The sequence below is a fragment of the Sinosporangium album genome, from assembly GCF_900100605.1.
Classification (GTDB): domain Bacteria; phylum Actinomycetota; class Actinomycetes; order Streptosporangiales; family Streptosporangiaceae; genus Sinosporangium; species Sinosporangium album.
This window is the reverse complement of the sequence record NZ_FNCN01000015.1, coordinates 77,261-92,445: the sequence shown is the minus strand read 5'-3', so window position 1 is coordinate 92,445 and position 15,185 is coordinate 77,261. Positions and strand designations below refer to the sequence as shown.

Annotated in this window: 15 protein-coding genes; 3 read left to right on the top strand and 12 right to left on the bottom strand. The window is 69.9% G+C overall.

Annotation, left to right across the window (positions count from 1 at the left end; genetic code table 11):
* The first annotated feature begins 46 nt into the window (after window positions 1–46).
* Window positions 47–2,503: a Tex family protein gene (locus BLQ73_RS17470; RefSeq protein WP_093171523.1), complete on the top strand. Its 2,457-nt coding sequence runs from the start codon at window positions 47–49 to the stop codon at window positions 2,501–2,503.
* A gap of 58 nt (window positions 2,504–2,561) precedes the next feature.
* Here the strand turns inward: BLQ73_RS17470 and BLQ73_RS17465 are convergent, their stop codons facing one another.
* The 12 genes from BLQ73_RS17465 to BLQ73_RS17410 form a co-directional block, all read right to left on the bottom strand.
* Entirely contained in the window at window positions 2,562–2,876 is a 315-nt protein-coding gene (locus BLQ73_RS17465; protein ID WP_093171522.1) for a gas vesicle protein K, read from the bottom strand.
* On the bottom strand, window positions 2,824–3,117 hold the full coding sequence (locus BLQ73_RS17460) for a gas vesicle protein (protein WP_093171521.1): 294 nt from the start codon (window positions 3,115–3,117) through the stop codon (window positions 2,824–2,826). The genes BLQ73_RS17465 and BLQ73_RS17460 overlap by 53 nt, the downstream gene beginning before the upstream one ends.
* Entirely contained in the window at window positions 3,104–3,922 is an 819-nt protein-coding gene (locus BLQ73_RS17455) for a GvpL/GvpF family gas vesicle protein (RefSeq protein WP_093171520.1), read from the bottom strand. The genes BLQ73_RS17460 and BLQ73_RS17455 overlap by 14 nt, the downstream gene beginning before the upstream one ends.
* A complete protein-coding gene (locus BLQ73_RS17450; RefSeq protein WP_093171519.1) occupies window positions 3,912–4,379 on the bottom strand; it encodes a gas vesicle protein in 468 nt (155 codons plus the stop codon). Before BLQ73_RS17450 ends, BLQ73_RS17455 begins: the two co-directional genes overlap by 11 nt.
* Entirely contained in the window at window positions 4,376–4,762 is a 387-nt protein-coding gene (gvpO, locus tag BLQ73_RS17445; protein WP_093171518.1) for a gas vesicle protein GvpO, read from the bottom strand. The genes BLQ73_RS17450 and gvpO overlap by 4 nt, the downstream gene beginning before the upstream one ends.
* Before the next feature lie 7 nt (window positions 4,763–4,769).
* Window positions 4,770–5,051, bottom strand: coding sequence for a gas vesicle protein GvpG (locus tag BLQ73_RS17440; RefSeq protein WP_093171517.1), 282 nt, complete (start codon window positions 5,049–5,051; stop codon window positions 4,770–4,772).
* Window positions 5,042–5,857 carry a GvpL/GvpF family gas vesicle protein gene (locus BLQ73_RS17435; protein ID WP_093171516.1) on the bottom strand — a complete coding sequence of 272 codons (816 nt, stop codon included), beginning with the start codon at window positions 5,855–5,857 and terminating at the stop codon, window positions 5,042–5,044. The genes BLQ73_RS17440 and BLQ73_RS17435 overlap by 10 nt, the downstream gene beginning before the upstream one ends.
* Window position 5,858: 1 nt before the next feature.
* Window positions 5,859–6,257, bottom strand: coding sequence for a gas vesicle protein GvpJ (gene gvpJ / locus BLQ73_RS17430; RefSeq protein WP_093171515.1), 399 nt, complete (start codon window positions 6,255–6,257; stop codon window positions 5,859–5,861).
* A gap of 37 nt (window positions 6,258–6,294) precedes the next feature.
* Window positions 6,295–7,494 carry an SRPBCC family protein gene (locus BLQ73_RS17425; RefSeq protein WP_218125902.1) on the bottom strand — a complete coding sequence of 400 codons (1,200 nt, stop codon included), beginning with the start codon at window positions 7,492–7,494 and terminating at the stop codon, window positions 6,295–6,297.
* Window positions 7,495–7,500: 6 nt separating this feature from the next.
* Complete coding sequence (locus tag BLQ73_RS17420) at window positions 7,501–8,004, bottom strand: hypothetical protein (RefSeq protein ID WP_093171514.1); 504 nt, start codon at window positions 8,002–8,004, stop codon at window positions 7,501–7,503.
* Between the two features lie 278 nt (window positions 8,005–8,282).
* Complete coding sequence (gene secA2, locus BLQ73_RS17415; RefSeq protein WP_093171513.1) at window positions 8,283–10,517, bottom strand: accessory Sec system translocase SecA2; 2,235 nt, start codon at window positions 10,515–10,517, stop codon at window positions 8,283–8,285.
* Between the two features lie 282 nt (window positions 10,518–10,799).
* A complete protein-coding gene (locus tag BLQ73_RS17410; RefSeq protein ID WP_218125901.1) occupies window positions 10,800–12,830 on the bottom strand; it encodes a copper-translocating P-type ATPase in 2,031 nt (676 codons plus the stop codon).
* A gap of 426 nt (window positions 12,831–13,256) precedes the next feature.
* Between BLQ73_RS17410 and BLQ73_RS17405 the strand changes: the two genes are divergently transcribed.
* Entirely contained in the window at window positions 13,257–14,150 is an 894-nt protein-coding gene (locus tag BLQ73_RS17405) for a DMT family transporter (protein ID WP_245691158.1), read from the top strand.
* A gap of 218 nt (window positions 14,151–14,368) precedes the next feature.
* Window positions 14,369–15,115: a nuclease-related domain-containing protein gene (locus tag BLQ73_RS17400; RefSeq protein WP_245691157.1), complete on the top strand. Its 747-nt coding sequence runs from the start codon at window positions 14,369–14,371 to the stop codon at window positions 15,113–15,115.
* Window positions 15,116–15,185 lie beyond the last annotated feature (70 nt).

Here is a 15,185-nt window from a genome sequence, read left to right as displayed (position 1 = left end):
GGCGCTCTCCCCCCGGAACCATTGGTGAGAAGGCGGATCTTTCATCGTGACGATCTCGATTCATGAGCGTATCGCCGGGGAGCTCGGCGTGCGGGAGCAGCAGGTGGCGGCGGCGGTCGACTTGCTCGACGGCGGGGCCACCGTGCCGTTCATCGCGCGCTATCGCAAGGAGGTGACGGGCACGCTCGACGATGCGCAGCTGCGCACGTTGGAGGAGCGGCTGCGCTACCTGCGCGAGTTGGAGGAGCGGCGTACGGCGGTGCTGGAGTCGATCCGCTCGCAGGGCAAACTGGATGACGCTCTCGAAGCGCAGGTCATGGCAGCCGATTCCAAGGCTCGCCTTGAGGACATCTACCTCCCTTACAAGCCGAAGCGCCGCACGAAGGCCCAGATCGCCAGGGAGGCGGGTCTGGAGCCGCTGGCCGACCTGCTGCTCGGGGACCCGTCGCAGGACCCGCAGGGGGCCGCGGCGGCCTATGTGGACGCGGACAAGGGAGTGGCCGACGCGCCGGCGGCACTTGAGGGCGCTCGGGCGATTCTGGTGGAGCAGTTCGCCGAGGACGCCGATCTGATCGGCGCGCTGCGCGAGGAGATGTGGGGGAAGGGCCGCCTGGTGGCGGCCGTGAAGGAGGGCAAGGAGGAGGCCGGGGCGAAGTTCTCGGACTACTTCGACTTCCAGGAGCCGTTCACCAAGCTGCCTTCGCACCGGATTCTCGCGATGTTCCGCGGGGAGAAGGAGGAGGTCCTCACACTGACGCTCGACCCGGAGGAGGAGTCGGGGGAGAGCGCGCCCGCGGGGCCGAGCGGTTATGAGCGGCGGGTCGCGGAGAGGTTCGCGATCGCCGATCGGGGGCGGCCGGCCGACAGGTGGCTGACCGACACGGTGCGGTGGGCGTGGCGCACGCGCATCCTCGTGCATCTCGGCATCGATCTGCGCACGCGTCTGTGGCAGGCCGCCGAGGACGAGGCCGTGGGGGTGTTCGCCGCGAACCTCCGCGACCTGCTGCTCGCGGCCCCCGCGGGGACGCGCCCCACGATGGGCCTGGACCCGGGACTGCGCACGGGCGTGAAGGTCGCCGTGGTGGACGCGACCGGCAAGGTCGTCGCGACCGAGACGATCTATCCGCATGAGCCGCGCCGCAAGTGGGACGAGTCCATCGAGACCCTCGCTGCGCTCGCCGCGCGGCACGGTGTCGAGCTGGTCGCCATCGGCAACGGCACGGCTTCGCGCGAAACCGACAAGCTCACCGCGGACCTCATCAAGCGGCATCCGCAGCTCGGCCTCACGAAGGTGGTGGTCTCGGAGGCGGGCGCCTCGGTGTATTCCGCCTCCGCCTACGCCTCGCAGGAGCTGCCCGGCCTCGACGTCTCTCTGCGCGGGGCGGTCTCGATCGCGCGGCGGCTGCAGGATCCGCTGGCCGAGCTCGTCAAGATCGACCCCAAGTCCATCGGCGTCGGGCAATACCAGCACGACCTGGCGGAGACGAAGCTGTCGCGTTCGCTGGATGCCGTCGTCGAGGACTGCGTCAACGGCGTGGGGGTGGACGTCAACACCGCTTCGGCTCCGCTGCTGACGCGGGTGTCGGGCATCGGCGCCGGCCTGGCGGAGAACATCGTCGCCCACCGCGACGCCCACGGCCCGTTCCGGTCGCGCCGGGCGTTGAAGGAGGTTCCGCGGCTCGGCCCGAAGGCTTTCGAGCAGTGCGCGGGCTTCCTGCGCATCCCCGGCGGCGACGACCCGCTGGACGCCTCCAGCGTGCACCCCGAGGCGTATCCCGTGGTCCACCGCATCCTCGGCGGCACCGGCGGCGACATCAAGGGCCTGATCGGCAACAGCGCGGTGCTGCGCAAGCTCAAGCCCGCGGACTACGTCGACGACACCTTCGGCCTGCCGACCGTCACCGACATCCTGAAAGAGCTCGACAAGCCGGGGCGTGACCCGCGGCCCGCGTTCAAGACGGCGACGTTCAAGGAGGGTGTCGACAAGCTGTCCGACCTCACGCGCGGCATGCTCCTCGAAGGGGTCGTCACGAATGTCGCGGCTTTCGGGGCCTTCGTCGACATCGGCGTCCATCAGGATGGACTGGTTCACGTGTCGGCGATGTCGAGGTCGTTCGTCAAGGATCCGCGTGATGTGGTGAAGCCGGGGGACATCGTCCGCGTCAAGGTGCTTGACGTGGACATTCCGCGTAAGCGCATCTCGTTGACCCTGCGCCTCGACGACGACGCCCCGCAGGGCGGCCAGGGCGGCCAGGGCGGCCAGGGCGGCCAGAACGGTCAGGGCGGCCAGAACGGCCAGAACGGCCAGAACGGCCAGGGCGGTCAGCGCGGCGGCGAGCGCGGCGACCGCCGTGGCGGCGGCCAGGGCGGACGCCGAGGCGGCCGTCCGGGCCAGAACGGCAGGGGCGGCTCCTCCCAGCCGCCGCCGAGCGGGGCGATGGCCGATGCCTTCCGCCGCGCCGGCCTCGACCAGGGCGGGCGGGGCCGCGGCCAAGGCCGCTGACGCCGATCCGGCACGGCCCCGGCGGCGACGCCGCCGGGGCCGTGCCGTACGCGAGGCGTCAGGAGTCCTTGGGCAGGAGCGGCCCGAGCGGGCCGAGGTCGATGTTCAGGTCGGACGGCGACAGATCGAAGCGTTCGCACAGCTCCGTCATCGACTCATCGAGGCGCATCAGGGTCAGACCGAGCGTCTCGATCTGCTCCTCGGTGAGGTCGCCCTGCTCCATGCGCCGCAGGCTCTGCCGTTCCACGAGTTGGCGCACCAGCTCGACGAGGGTGAGCACGAGCCGGGACAGGTCGCGCTCCACCGCATCCCGGTCGGCCTCAAGGCGCAGGCGGTTCGGCCGTGTCTCCCGCACCGGTTCCGATGGGTCCATGTCCTCTCATCTCCCGCTCCACGTGCCGCCCGGCCACCGTGTCCGTCTCGCGCACCGACATGATCAACGCACGCAGCGAGATGCGCACCAGGTCGATGTCGGCGATGGTCAGGATCAGGTCTCCGCTGACCACGACGCCGCCCGCCAGCAGCCGGTCCAGCAGGTCCACCAGGGCGATCCGCTCGGACGGGAGGCGGCCCTGTTCGGCGAGTGCGGCACCGCGGGGTTCAACGGTCCTCATCCGGATCCGCCTCCTCCGGGGTGTCGTCGAGCACCGTGAACGAGTACGGCGCCCAAGGCCCGGTGAGCTCCACCTCGATGCCGGGCCCGCTGAGATCTCTCACCAGGCGCGCGAATTCGGCGCCACGGTCATGGTCGACCAGGTAGGCGCCGTTGAGCACCATCCACTCGGTGTGCCCGGAAAGCTGTGGATCCTGGGTGTGGTGGAGCCGACTCGCGACCGCGAACGAGGTGAGGGCCTGGTGGATCCCCTCGGCGGAGGCCGCGGCGCGGCGCCGCTCGTCGTCGCGGTCCCGCAGGTTCGCCTGACGGCGCTTCAGATACGCGGTGCCGGGACCGGCGGAGACGTCGGCGGGCGCGGGCGGCTCCGCGGCGGCCTTCGCGGGAGACTCCGCGGCGGCCTTGGCTTCGGCGTAGACCTTCACGCCCCACTCGTCCCGCCCGGTGATGCCGGTGAGCATGGCGTGGAAGTCGTCGTGCCGCCGCTCCAGCAGGTCCTCCACCTGCTTCTCCCCGCTGTATACCGTGACCAGCCTGACAGGGGCCGTCGGCGCGGCCCTGCTCACCGCCTCGACGACACGGTGGTGGGCGCGCGCCGTACGGCTGAGCCAGCCGAGGTCCTCCATCGACTGCCGCAGCGGCTCCTCCCCGAACTCGCTCAACGGGACGCTGCTCACATAGGCCGCCAGCCCGCCGCGCGTGATGGTCCGTACGGCCTCCCCGGCCACCCCGGTCAACTCCCGCGGCGGCGGCCCGCCCACGTCCAGCGCGACCGCGTAGAGGTAGGTGCCTGCCTCATCCGCCATACTCGTCGTCCTCTTCCAGCTCGGGCTCCCTCCGCTCGGGCTCCCTCCGCTCGGGCTCCCTCCGCAGGGGCTCTCTCCGCCGAGCCGGTCGTTCGTCGGGTTCGACCCGCCCCTCTATCGGCCTTCGCGCGGGGTGCGCCTCCTCCACCTCGGCGAGCCGTTCGCGGAGCCGGCGGTTCTCCTCGACGAGTCGGCGGCTGTCACCCGTCAGCCACGGGTCGTGCTCCCACCAATCGATGCCCATCTCCCTGGCCGTGTCGACCGAGGCGATGATCAGCCTGAGCTTGATGGTGAGCAGTTCGATGTCGAGCAGGTTCACGCGGATGTCGCCGGCGATGATGATGCCGCGGTCCAGAACGCGTTCCAGGATGTCGCCCAGGTTCGCCGGCTCGTGCCCCGCGAGAGAGGTCGACGAGGCCCGGCGTGCCGGAACCCCCTGGTATCTCGGCTCGGTCATCGCGATGTCCCGTCGATGTCGCCGCTGCCGCGCCGGTAGCGGCGCAGCCGCCGATAGGATTCCAGGTCTCCCTCGGCGTCGAGCTCGGCCTCGTACAGCGCGAGAATGTCCCCGGACGAGGGGATCCGGCGGTCCTCGACCACTTCCACGTCCACGATCCAGCCGTCTTCGACGGGCTTGACGAGGGTGACGCCTTCGGCCTCCCGACCGGTGAGTCCGGTGATGTGGCGGAGACCGGCCCCGCCGGCCTCCCCGGCGGACAGGGTGTGCGGCCTTCCCCCGCGGGGCCGCCGCTCTCGAACATCATCACGGGAATCGTCACGGGAGTCGCGGTAGTCGTCTCGGTATTCGTCGTCGTCGCGAAGCCTCCGCCGTTCTGCCATGGCCTTCTCACCTCCCCTGACGCTCCTGCCGCTCCCGCGGAACACCGAGGTCGTCCAGCGGATGAGACCCTGCCGACATGTCCAGAAGGATGTCCTCCATGGCGCGTTGCTGTTCCTCGTCGGAGATGTGCCCCGCCGCCCGCGCCTCCTCAAGCTCCTCCAGACGCCGCCTGACCACGGTCGGATCCCGCATGTGACGCTCGGCCTGTTCCTGGATCAGCTCACCGAGCCTGATCACTCCCCGCACCGGCGCGACGGGCCACGTGAAGATAAGACTGATCAGTCCCATGCGCCCTCTCCCTCCTGGGGAGCCATGACGAAGTCGTACGGCGCGAGCGGCCCGAGCAGCCTCACCTCGATTCGTCCGGCGTTGCGCTTGGCGAACTCGTCCACCGCGCGCTCCAGATCGGCCCGCCGTTCGTTCTCCACGAGCACGGCCACGTTCGCGGCGTCCCGTTCGTGCGTCGGCTCCCGGACGGCCGCCGCCACGCTGTACGGCGCGAGCTCATCGACGAGCGCCTCGGTGTCGGCCTCCCGCCTGGCGGTGATCGCCTGGTTCACCAGCTCGCCGAGCCTGATGCGGGCGTCGCGTGTGACCTCCTCCGGCAGGGCGCGGATCTCGTCGCGCAGCCGCCTCGCCTCCGGTTCCTCGTCGAGCACCTCCTGCAGCACCTGTTTCTCCGGGTAGCGTCCCCGCACGACGAACTCGGTCCGTCCTTCCAGTTCCCCGAGGGCCTCAAGGAACTCGTCGTGGTAAGGCGTCAGCAGTTCGTCGATGATCGCGTCGGCGTCGGTCATCACCGCGCCGAAGCGCATCGGCAGGACGGGCACCTCGGCGGCGCTCTCGTTCAGGAGGCGCTCGTGGGCCACCAGGTTGTCGGGTGTGCCCAGGGGGCGGTTGAGATCGATCTCGCTCACGAGGGCCGCGATCTCGCGGTGCCGGATCAGGGTCACGGGGAATGTCTCACCACCCACCCCGTGCGCGTCCGGCGTGACCTCGACATCCGCCGGCACCAGGCCGTAGATGTAGAAACCACTTCCGTGATCGTCCTGGGGGGTGGAGGCGGGTCCCCGCTCCGCGGAGGTCCGCGACATGTCAGTCCTCCTCTCCGCGTCGGCGCCGCCGCGAGGGCTCCCGCTCGCGTTCGCCGCCGAGGTCGTGCAGTTTCTCTTCTGCGGCCTCCAGTACTCCTTGGACCACGCCCTTGGTCTTGTGGGCGCTCGCCCCCTGCGTCATGTTCTGCATGATCTCGGGCAGGCCCTGACCCGACTCGGCGAGGTCGAGCCGGTTCACCGCCTCGGCGAAGCGCAGGTAGGTGTCGACACTGGCCACGACGATCCGCGCGTCGATGGTCAGGAGCTCGATGCCTACGAGGGAGACCCTGACGTAGGCATCGATCACCATGCCCTTGTCGAGGATCGTGTCGATGACATCGGCCAGGCCGGTCGGCGACGGGCGTTCGGCCACGCCTCCCGACACGGGCTGCACACTCATGGTCTTCCGTCCCTTCTCGTTCGTCGGGAACGGGTGTTCACTCGCCGCGGGTGCCCGCCGTCCTGCGGCGCACCGGGCGCGGACGGCGCTCTTCCTCGGCTTGCTCCTCGGCTTCGCCGTACTCGCGTGATCGCCGGGACTCCCGTGATTCGCGAGGCGCTGGAGCCCTCCGAGACTCGCGGGGCTCTCTGTACTCGCCCTCCGGTTCCCGGCGCCGAGGCCGGTCGCGGTCCTCGCCCCGCCTCTTCGACGCCGGCGCCTCCGCGTGCTCCCGCTCCTCTTCCACTTCCTCATGTTCGTCGTGCTCGCCGCGGGCCTTCTCCTCCCGGGGCTTCTCCCGGGGCTTCTCCTCCCGGGCCCCGTGCCCCGCCGACTCGGATTCCGCCGGCTCGGGTTCCTCCTCGGAGTGCGGCTTCGTCACCCGGCCGTCGTGGATCTCGCCGCGCCACCCTCGGGCGAGCGCCTCCTCCGGGTGGAGCATGGTGCGCGTCATGACATGCCGCCTGAAGTGTTTGAACTCCAGTCGTGCCCGACGCCCCTGTGCACGCCAGATATTGCCGACGTGCTCCATGAACCCCTTGGGGTGGTATTCGAGGACCATCGTGACGCGGGTGAGTGTGGGAGTGAGTTCGTGGAAGGTCACCGCCCCGTCGACGTAGCCCTTCTCTCCCTGAGAGCGCCAGATGATGCGGTCGTCGGGCACCTGCTCCAGGATCGTCGACTGCCATGAGCGATGGGACCAGAACACCTGCGCCCGCCAGGTGAGCTTTTCATCGGACTCCTGCTCGACATGCTCGACCTTTTTCATATAGGTCGGAAACCGCTTGAATTCGGTCCACTCATTGTAAACAACCCGAATTGGCGCACCTATATCGAGGGATTCGACGACATTGATCACCTTGACGGATTCGGCGTCGTTCTTTCCCTTTCTGAGCCCCTTGGCCACGCCACTCAGGGCGTGTTTCACCGCGTCTTTCGCTCCCGCCCCCAAATGCGGGCCGCCCTTGGTCTTCTCGCCGGCCGCCGCGGTCTTCCCGGTCACGGCGCTCACCAGGCCGCCCTTGCCGCCGCTGTCGGCGTAATCGCTCAGCCGGTCCGTCATGCCTTCGATCTTGTCGCTCAGGGAGTTCAATCCCCGCTCCACCATGGCTTGGGCCACGTTCTGGATCTCGTGGACGAGCAGGCTTCTCACTGGTTTCTCAGCGGCCTTCTTGACCGTCTTCAGCGCCTCCGTCACTCGATCTCACCTCCCGGCCCTGCTCAAGGGCCGTCCTGAGCGTTCCTGTCCGGCTCTGGATCTCGGCTCGCGCTGCCGCTCCCGGGTCCCCTCGGGCTCCTCTTCGTACTCGCCTTCCTCGTATTCGTCGTATTCCTCGTACTCGTCGCGTCCCCGCTCGTGTCGGCGAGGGCGCTTCTCCTCGGCCTCTTCCTCGGTCCGTCCGCCGGGCTGTCGCAGCGCCTCGGCGCGATCGTGCAGCTTCGAGGTCAGCGAATCGATCTGCCGGCCCGCCGCGGCCACCGCGGCCGCCTTGCCCACCTCGGTCAGGTCCGAGCGCAGGCGGGACGTGATCTTCTCCAGTTCGGGGGAGGAGCCGAGTATCTTCGCCCCGTGCTTCAGCACGCCGCTCTTGTGCCCCAGTCCGCCTGCCACTCCGGCCGCCGCCAACGCCGCGGCCACGCGCAGCTTGTGATGCCGACCGAGGTAGTAACCTGCCGCGATGGCCAGCGCTATGCGCACTCTGCTCATTCCGGTGCTCCTCACCCTCCCGGAGCGCCACCGCCTCCAACGTCCGTGGTAATGCGGGCGGCGGTGCTGCCAAGAGCTCTCGCCCGTTGCCCTGCGGGTGGCAATCGGTCCACGAACGGACTCGTCCCCCTCTACCCGAGAAGGTGATGGGAAAACACATATCAGGAAAAACCGGGCGCGCTTAGCGTTTGATTAGCTGAGAGTTGGTGTCCCGGATGAGTGGATCAAACCCGCGGCCGGGTGAGCCGCGGGCCATGAACCGCTGCCCGTCGTGCCCTTCAGCCGCGGACCGATGCGCTGATCCGCTTGAAGACGCGGTCCCACTCCGAGCCGAACGGGTTGTCCTGGACCAGGTAGGTCCAGGTGCTGCTCGGCCGCTTCAACTCGCCCGGCATCGTCAGCCCGTCGGCGGTGATGTCGGCCTCGGCGAAGGTCGTGAGCGCCTTGCTCTCGACCTCGGCCATGAAGGTGGCGTACGCCGGGACGGCCTCCCGGTGGAACTCGTCGATGGGGCTCATCCGGCCGAGCGCCCGCAGGTGGATGCCCTCCCGCAGATCATTGAGGAAGGCCAGGTGGTCGGCCCAGCCCCGGTCGAGGTGGTAGAGCACGATGGCGCGGGCCGCCTCCTGGAGCACCTCCTCGGGCACGGTGTCGAGGAGTTCGGCCCAGCGCTCCGGAGCCGCCTCGGCGAGGCCGTCGCCGGCCGAGTCGCCGCGCAGCACCTTCTCACGGCGTTCCAGGACGAGCTCGCGCTGCTTTTCGAGCAGCCGCGTATAACGCCAGGTGTTGCGGTGGATCTCCAGGTTGACGCCTTCGGCGACGCGCTGGGCGTGGCCGACGAGGTAGGCGGCGCGGCGGTGCCGTACGACACCGTCGGCGTCGGGGGCGGGCGGGCGCTCCTCGGGCGCGTACTGCGTGATCAGGTCGTCGTCGAGGGCGACGAAGAAGGCGGAGCCTCCGGGGTCGCCCTGGCGTCCGGCACGCCCGCGGAGCTGGTCGTCGAGCCGGCTGCTGGCGTGGCGTCCGCAGCCGATGACGTAGAGGCCGCCGAGCTCGGCGACACCCTCGCCGAGGCGGATGTCAGTGCCGCGCCCCGCCATCTGGGTGGACACAGTGATCGCGCCGTGCTCTCCGGCGCGGGCCACGATGGACGCCTCCTCGGCGTCGTTCTTGGCGTTGAGCACCACGCACTCCAGGCCGCGGGCCCGCAGCAGGTCGGCCAGCTCCTCCGACTCGGCGACGTCGAGGGTGCCGATCAGGATCGGCCGACCCAGCGCGTGAGCGGCGGCGATCTCCTCGACGAGCGCGCGGCGCTTGTCGGCGATGGTGGCGAACAGCCGGTCCTCCTCGTCGACGCGCACACACGCCCGGTTCGGGGGGATGACGGCGACCGTGAGGTTGTAGAACTCGCGGAGCTGCTCGCCCACGGCGACCGCCGTGCCCGTCATCCCGCACACCTGGGGATAGCGCGTGATCAGCCCCTGCACGGTCACCGAGTCGAGGATCTCGCCCGTCTCGCTCGCGGGGATCGCCTCCTTGGCCTCCACCGCCGCCTGGAGGCCGTCCGGCCAGCGCTGGAGCAGGGCGACCCGGCCGCGCGAGGGGTTGATCAGGTGGACCTTGCCGTCGCGGACGATGTAGTCGACGTCCTTGGTGAGCAGGGCGTGCGCGTGCAGCGCGAGGTTGACGTCGGTGATCTGCGCGGGGTCGCCGTAGAGGTCGGTGACGCCGAGGGCCTGCTCGACGGCGTCGATGCCCTTCGACGTGAGGTAGACGTTACGCGCCTGATCGTCGATCTCGTAGTGGTAGCCCCGCACGAGCCGCCGCACGAGCGCCGCCGTCTGCGGTACGGCACCGCCCCGGTCCGTGGCGCCCGCCATCACCAGCGGCACCCGCGCCTCGTCGACCAGCACCGAGTCGGCCTCGTCCACCAAGGCCACGTTGGGTTCGGTCATCACCAGGTCGGCCACATCCGTGGAGAGCCGGTCGCGCAGGACGTCGAACCCGATCTCGCTGACCGAGCCGTAGGTCACCTGCCTCGCGTACGCCTCGCGGCGCTCCTCCCGGGTCGAGGTCTGGCCGATCCAGCCCACGCTGACCCCGAGGGCCTCGTAGAACGGCCCCATCCATTCGGCGTCGCGCCGCGCCAGGTAGTCGTTGACCGAGATCACATGCACCCGGTGCCCCTGGAGCGCGTAACCCGCCGCGGCGATCGCCCCCGACAGGGTCTTGCCCTCGCCGGTCGCCATCTCCGCCACATGGCCCGCCAGCAGTGCGAGCGCCCCGGTGAGCTGTACGTCGTACGGCCTGAGCCCGAGAGTGCGGTCGGCGGCCTCACGGACGATCGCGCAGAACTCGGCCAGATCGCCGGCGGGGGGCGGGGGCAGCTGATCGAGTGCCTTGACCCGCTCCTCGCGCTTGCCCGCCTCGGCGACCACTTTCAGGAAGGGGGTGAGATTCACTGAACCCGGACGGTCCAGAAATCGCCTGAACAGATCTGATATCGAGGCCATAATCCCTCCAACGACCCGCCTGTTCGGGCCGTTCCCGTGTGAGGTCGTGTACGGCGACCGCCGCACCGGACCAGGATTCCAGGTCCGGCCTCCGCCGTACATGATCGGCCGAACGCGAGCACCTGATCGCGAGCAGCCTGATGCGATCAGCTTGATGCGATCAGCCTGATGCGATCAGCTTGATGCGATCAGCCTGATGCGATCAGCGGAGCCGCAACGGGAGGCGGGCGAGAGGACGCCTCCCCCCGCCCGCCCGGGACCCCGGGACCCCGCGACCGCGGCTCAGCCGTGCAGCTTGACACCGCGCAGGAGCTGCGCGTTGAGCGCGACCACGATGGTGGACAGGCTCATCAGCACCGCGCCCACCGCCGGGGCCAGCGTGATGCCCCACCCGGCCAGCACACCCGCGGCCAGTGGGATTGCCACCAGGTTGTAGCCGGTGGCCCAGCCGAGGTTCTGCAGCATCTTGCGGTAGCTCGCCTTCGACAGCCGCAGGATGCCGAGCACGCCGCGCGGGTCGTCGCTCGCCAGGACCACGCCGGCGGACTCGATCGCCACGTCGGTGCCGGCGCCGATCGCGATGCCGACGTCCGCCCGCGCCAGCGCGGGGGCGTCGTTCACGCCGTCGCCGACCATGGCGACGGTGAGGCCGCGCTGCTTCAGCTCGGCGACCTTGGCGTCCTTGTCCTCGGGGAGCACCTCGGCGAACGTCTCGTCCACCCCGAGCTCGGCGGCGACGGCCTCGGCGACCTGGCGGGCGTCACCCGTGATCATCACGACCTTCTTCCCCAGCGCGTGCAGTTCGCGGATGGCCTCTCGCGATTCAGGCCGGATCGCGTCCTCCAGTGCGAGCGCTCCCACGACCCGTTCATTGGCCACCACATGGAGTACGGCGGCGCCGCGGGCGCGCCACTCCTCCGCCGGGAGCTCGGCCAGGCCGAGCTCCCGCAGGAGCGCGGGCCCGCCGATGGCGACCGTGCGCCCGTCCACCTCGGCCTGCACACCCCGCCCGGTCATCGAGCGGAAACCCGTGGCGCGGGGGAGCGGGCCGGCCTCCTTGGCCGCCTTGACGATGGCGCGGGCCAGCGGGTGCTCGCTGTCGGACTCGACCGCGCCGGCCAGCGTCAGCAGCGCCGACTCGTCGCCGTCCACGGCGGCGACGCCGGTGACCTCGGGCTCACCCTTGGTCAGGGTGCCGGTCTTGTCGAACAGCACCGCGTCGACCGTGCGCATGCGCTCCAGGGCGACGCGGTCCTTGACGAGGATGCCGTTGCGCGCGCTCAGCGCCGTCGAGATCGCGATGACCAGCGGGATGGCCAGCCCCAAAGCGTGGGGGCAGGCGATGACGAGAACCGTGATCGTGCGTTCGATGGCCTCATCCGGATGCCCGAGCAGGATCCACGCCGCGAACGTCAGCACACCGGCCGCCGCCGCCACATAGAACAGCAGGGCCGCCGCCCGGTCGGCCAGCGCCTGGGCGCGGGACTTGGACGCCTGCGCCTCCTCCACGAGCCGGCGGATGCCGGCGAGCGTGGTGCCTTCGCCGACCGCGTCGATCCGCACCCGCACCGCCGAGTCGGTCGCCACGGTGCCCGCGACGGCCCGGTCGCCCGGCCCCTTGGCGACGGGCTTCGACTCGCCGGTCAGCATGGACTCGTCGAACTCGGCACCGCCTTCGGTGATCTGGCCGTCGGCGGGAACCCTGCCGCCGGAACGCACCAGCACCACGTCGCCCTCGTGCAGCTCGCTGACGGGCACCGTCTCGGTGCCGTCGGGGGTCACCCGGTCGGCCTCGTCGGGGAGCAGCGCCGCGAGCGCGTCCAGGGCGCTGGACGCCTGCCCGAGCGCCCGCATCTCCAGCCAGTGGCCGAGGAGCATGATGTCGATCAGGAGCGCGAGCTCCCACCAGAAGTCGAGCTCCAGCATGCCGAGCGCGGTCAAGCCGCTGGCGGCGAACGCGACGACGATCGCCAGCGTGATCAGCAGCATCATGCCCGGTCTGCGGGCCTTGGCCTCGTCGAACCCGCCCTTGAGGAAGGGCCATCCGCCGTACAGGAACACGACGGTGCCGAGCACCGGCGCGATCCACTGCGAGCCGGGGAACTGCGGGGGCGTGAACCCGAGCCACATCTGGATCATGTGGCTGTAGACGACGATCGGCACCGTCAGAACCAGACTGATCCACAGGCGGTCCCTGAACACGGCCGCGTGGTCGCCGTGACCGCCGCCATGACCGGCGCCGTGACCGCCGTGCCCCGCGTGCGCGGCATGCCCCGCGTGCCCTGCGTGCCCTGCGTGCCCTGCATGGGTCATGCGGGTCTCCTGGGTCCCGTGGGTCGCGTGTCCAGCGGGCGCGGCGTGCTTGCCGTGCGCCCTCTGCCCGGCGGGTAAGGCCGATCCGTGGCCGCTGTGTCCGGCGTGCTCTGTGTGTCCGGCGTGCTCTGTGTGTCCGGCGTGCTCTGTGTGTCCGGCGTGCTCTGTGTGCTCGGTGTGCCCTGCGTGCCCGGAGTGATCCATGGCGTGGTGCGTGGGGGCATCTGCATCGCGGTGATGAGTGTCCGGTCCGTCAGGTCTCATGTGGGTTCCTCCGTACGGTTCTATGTATATACCCCTGGGGGGTACCTCGCCAAACGATGCCTCCCACCAGCCCTATTCCCCCTGTTTCGCGGTGGCGATCCTGTGTGTGCTGAGTCCTTAAGCTGTGGGGGTGACTCATGAGACCCTCTTCCCCATCCCCCCGTGCGCGTTCGGCGGCAGCCGATGACGTGGGTGGGGGTGTCCATCGCCCTGATCGGAGCCCTTGGATACGCGCTCGGCGCGGCGCTCCAGCAATACGAGGCGGTCGACCTGGGGGCGTCGCTGAAGCTTATGCGGCGACCGCGATGGTGGATCGGCGGCGCCATCGGATTCACCGGCGCCTGCCTTCACGCCGTCGCGCTGAGCTTCGCCCCCCTCGTCGTCGTGCAGCCGGTGAGCGTGGCGACGCTCGTCTTCGCGGTGCCGCTGGCCGCGATGCTTCACGGAAGGAAACCGCATCGCGCCGAGATCCTCGGCTCCGTCGCGGTGACCGTAGGGTTGATCGGCATCATGTGGCTCGTGCCCCGGCACAGCGCCGAACCTGTGCTGTCCGACCGGGCCGCCATCGGCTTCCTCGCCACCATCCTGCTGATCGTGCTCGTGAGCAACCTCCTCGCCAGGAAGGCCAAGGGGCCGCACAAAGCGCTACTGCTCGCGATCGGGGCCGGCGCCGTCACCGCGACCGTGTCCACATTCGTCAGGGTGGTCGGCGGCGGTTTCGGGGGTGACTTCGGGGAGCTCCTCCACTGGTTCTCCCTCGTCATTCCGGTCATGCTGATCTTCGCGGTGGTCCTGCTCCAGCATTCGTACGCCGTGGGCTACTTCGGCATCGCCTACGCGGGAGTCCAGGTGGTCGACCCGATCACGTCGGTGCTCGCCGGCGCGGTGCTTCTGGGCGAGCCTCTTCCAAGCGGCACCGGCAACATCGTGCCGGCCCTTCTGGCGGCGGCCCTGCTGATCGGCGGCACGATCACACTCGGCAGGCTGTCCCCGGACCATTCGCACAAGGCGCCGGCCAAGGAGCCCGCCCCGGCCACCGAGGCCACCGTGAGCTGAGGCGCCGCTCGGCCCGGTGAGCGGTGGCGGAGTCCACCTCGAACACCCGCGAACCTGGCGAAGGTGTGTTACTTCCATCACCTTTGTCGAGCCCGTGATGCGGGGGCGCCCTCGATGGGTATTTCATTGCCGGTGGATCTTCAGTGTGGCAGATCCGTGACCGTGACCCATCCAGCCCATCTTCTCGGGGGTTCGCTGTGCCCGGCGGATCGATTTATGTGCCCCGCGACGACAAGTTCACCGGTCAGTCGCCGCCGCAGATGTATGAGAAGTTCTGGGTCGAGGCGAGCAAGGCGCGCCAGCGGTCGCGGGCCGTCAAGGCCGGCTTCGGCGCCGTCGCCGGCTTCCTGCTGGCCCTGCGATTCTCCATCCCCGCTCCCGTCGTCGCGGCCTTGGTCTTCGCGGCGGGCACCGCGGCGGTGGACCTGTTCCTCGTCTGGCGGGCCCACGAGGCCACCGGTGTGTGGCGGGGCAAGCGCAAAGGCGAGGCCATCACCGGCCGCCGCCTCAGGCGCAGCCTGGTCCGCCACGGCTACATGGTGCTCAACGGCCGTGCCGTCCGGGGCAAGACCTCCATCGACCACCTGGTCATCGGCCCCGGCGGCGTATGGATCATCGACAACGAGGCGTGGGGCCCCGACATCGACATCGCCACCTACAACGGGCGGCTGTTCCTCGGCGAGAAGTACGGCTCCGCCGTGGCCAAGGGGCTCGTCGACGCGGCCGACACCTTCGCCGAGGTGCTGGTCCGGGAAACCGGCATCCAGGTCGAGATCGAGCCGCTGCTCAGCGTGCACGGCGGCGTGCTGCCCCGGGGCGGAAAAGTGACCGCCGAGGGTCTCACCCTGCTCAAGCCGTCGCTGGTCGCCCGTCACATCCGTGGGCGCGAAGGCGGCGTGCTCTCCAAGGAGCAGGTCGAACTGCTGGCGCGTACGGCCGCGCGGGAGCTTCACAAGCTCACCTGATCCGGGGTAACCGAGGTCACGGTGTGGCACGGGGGTGGCACGACGGCACTGTCGTGAGCCAAGGTGTACA

What these genes read in the sequence shown, in the direction of transcription:
- BLQ73_RS17460 (WP_093171521.1), bottom strand. Translation starts at nt 3,117, where the DNA reads ATGAGGACCGTTGAACCCCGCGGTGCCGCACTCGCCGAACAGGGCCGC.
- BLQ73_RS17420 (WP_093171514.1), bottom strand. Translation starts at nt 8,004, where the DNA reads ATGAGCAGAGTGCGCATAGCGCTGGCCATCGCGGCAGGTTACTACCTC.
- BLQ73_RS17410 (WP_218125901.1), bottom strand. Translation starts at nt 12,830, where the DNA reads ATGACCCATGCAGGGCACGCAGGGCACGCAGGGCACGCGGGGCATGCC.
- gvpJ (WP_093171515.1), bottom strand. Translation starts at nt 6,257, where the DNA reads ATGAGTGTGCAGCCCGTGTCGGGAGGCGTGGCCGAACGCCCGTCGCCG.
- BLQ73_RS17440 (WP_093171517.1), bottom strand. Translation starts at nt 5,051, where the DNA reads ATGGGACTGATCAGTCTTATCTTCACGTGGCCCGTCGCGCCGGTGCGG.
- BLQ73_RS17465 (WP_093171522.1), bottom strand. Translation starts at nt 2,876, where the DNA reads ATGGACCCATCGGAACCGGTGCGGGAGACACGGCCGAACCGCCTGCGC.
- gvpO (WP_093171518.1), bottom strand. Translation starts at nt 4,762, where the DNA reads ATGGCAGAACGGCGGAGGCTTCGCGACGACGACGAATACCGAGACGAC.
- BLQ73_RS17435 (WP_093171516.1), bottom strand. Translation starts at nt 5,857, where the DNA reads ATGTCGCGGACCTCCGCGGAGCGGGGACCCGCCTCCACCCCCCAGGAC.
- BLQ73_RS17450 (WP_093171519.1), bottom strand. Translation starts at nt 4,379, where the DNA reads ATGACCGAGCCGAGATACCAGGGGGTTCCGGCACGCCGGGCCTCGTCG.
- secA2 (WP_093171513.1), bottom strand. Translation starts at nt 10,517, where the DNA reads ATGGCCTCGATATCAGATCTGTTCAGGCGATTTCTGGACCGTCCGGGT.
- BLQ73_RS17455 (WP_093171520.1), bottom strand. Translation starts at nt 3,922, where the DNA reads ATGGCGGATGAGGCAGGCACCTACCTCTACGCGGTCGCGCTGGACGTG.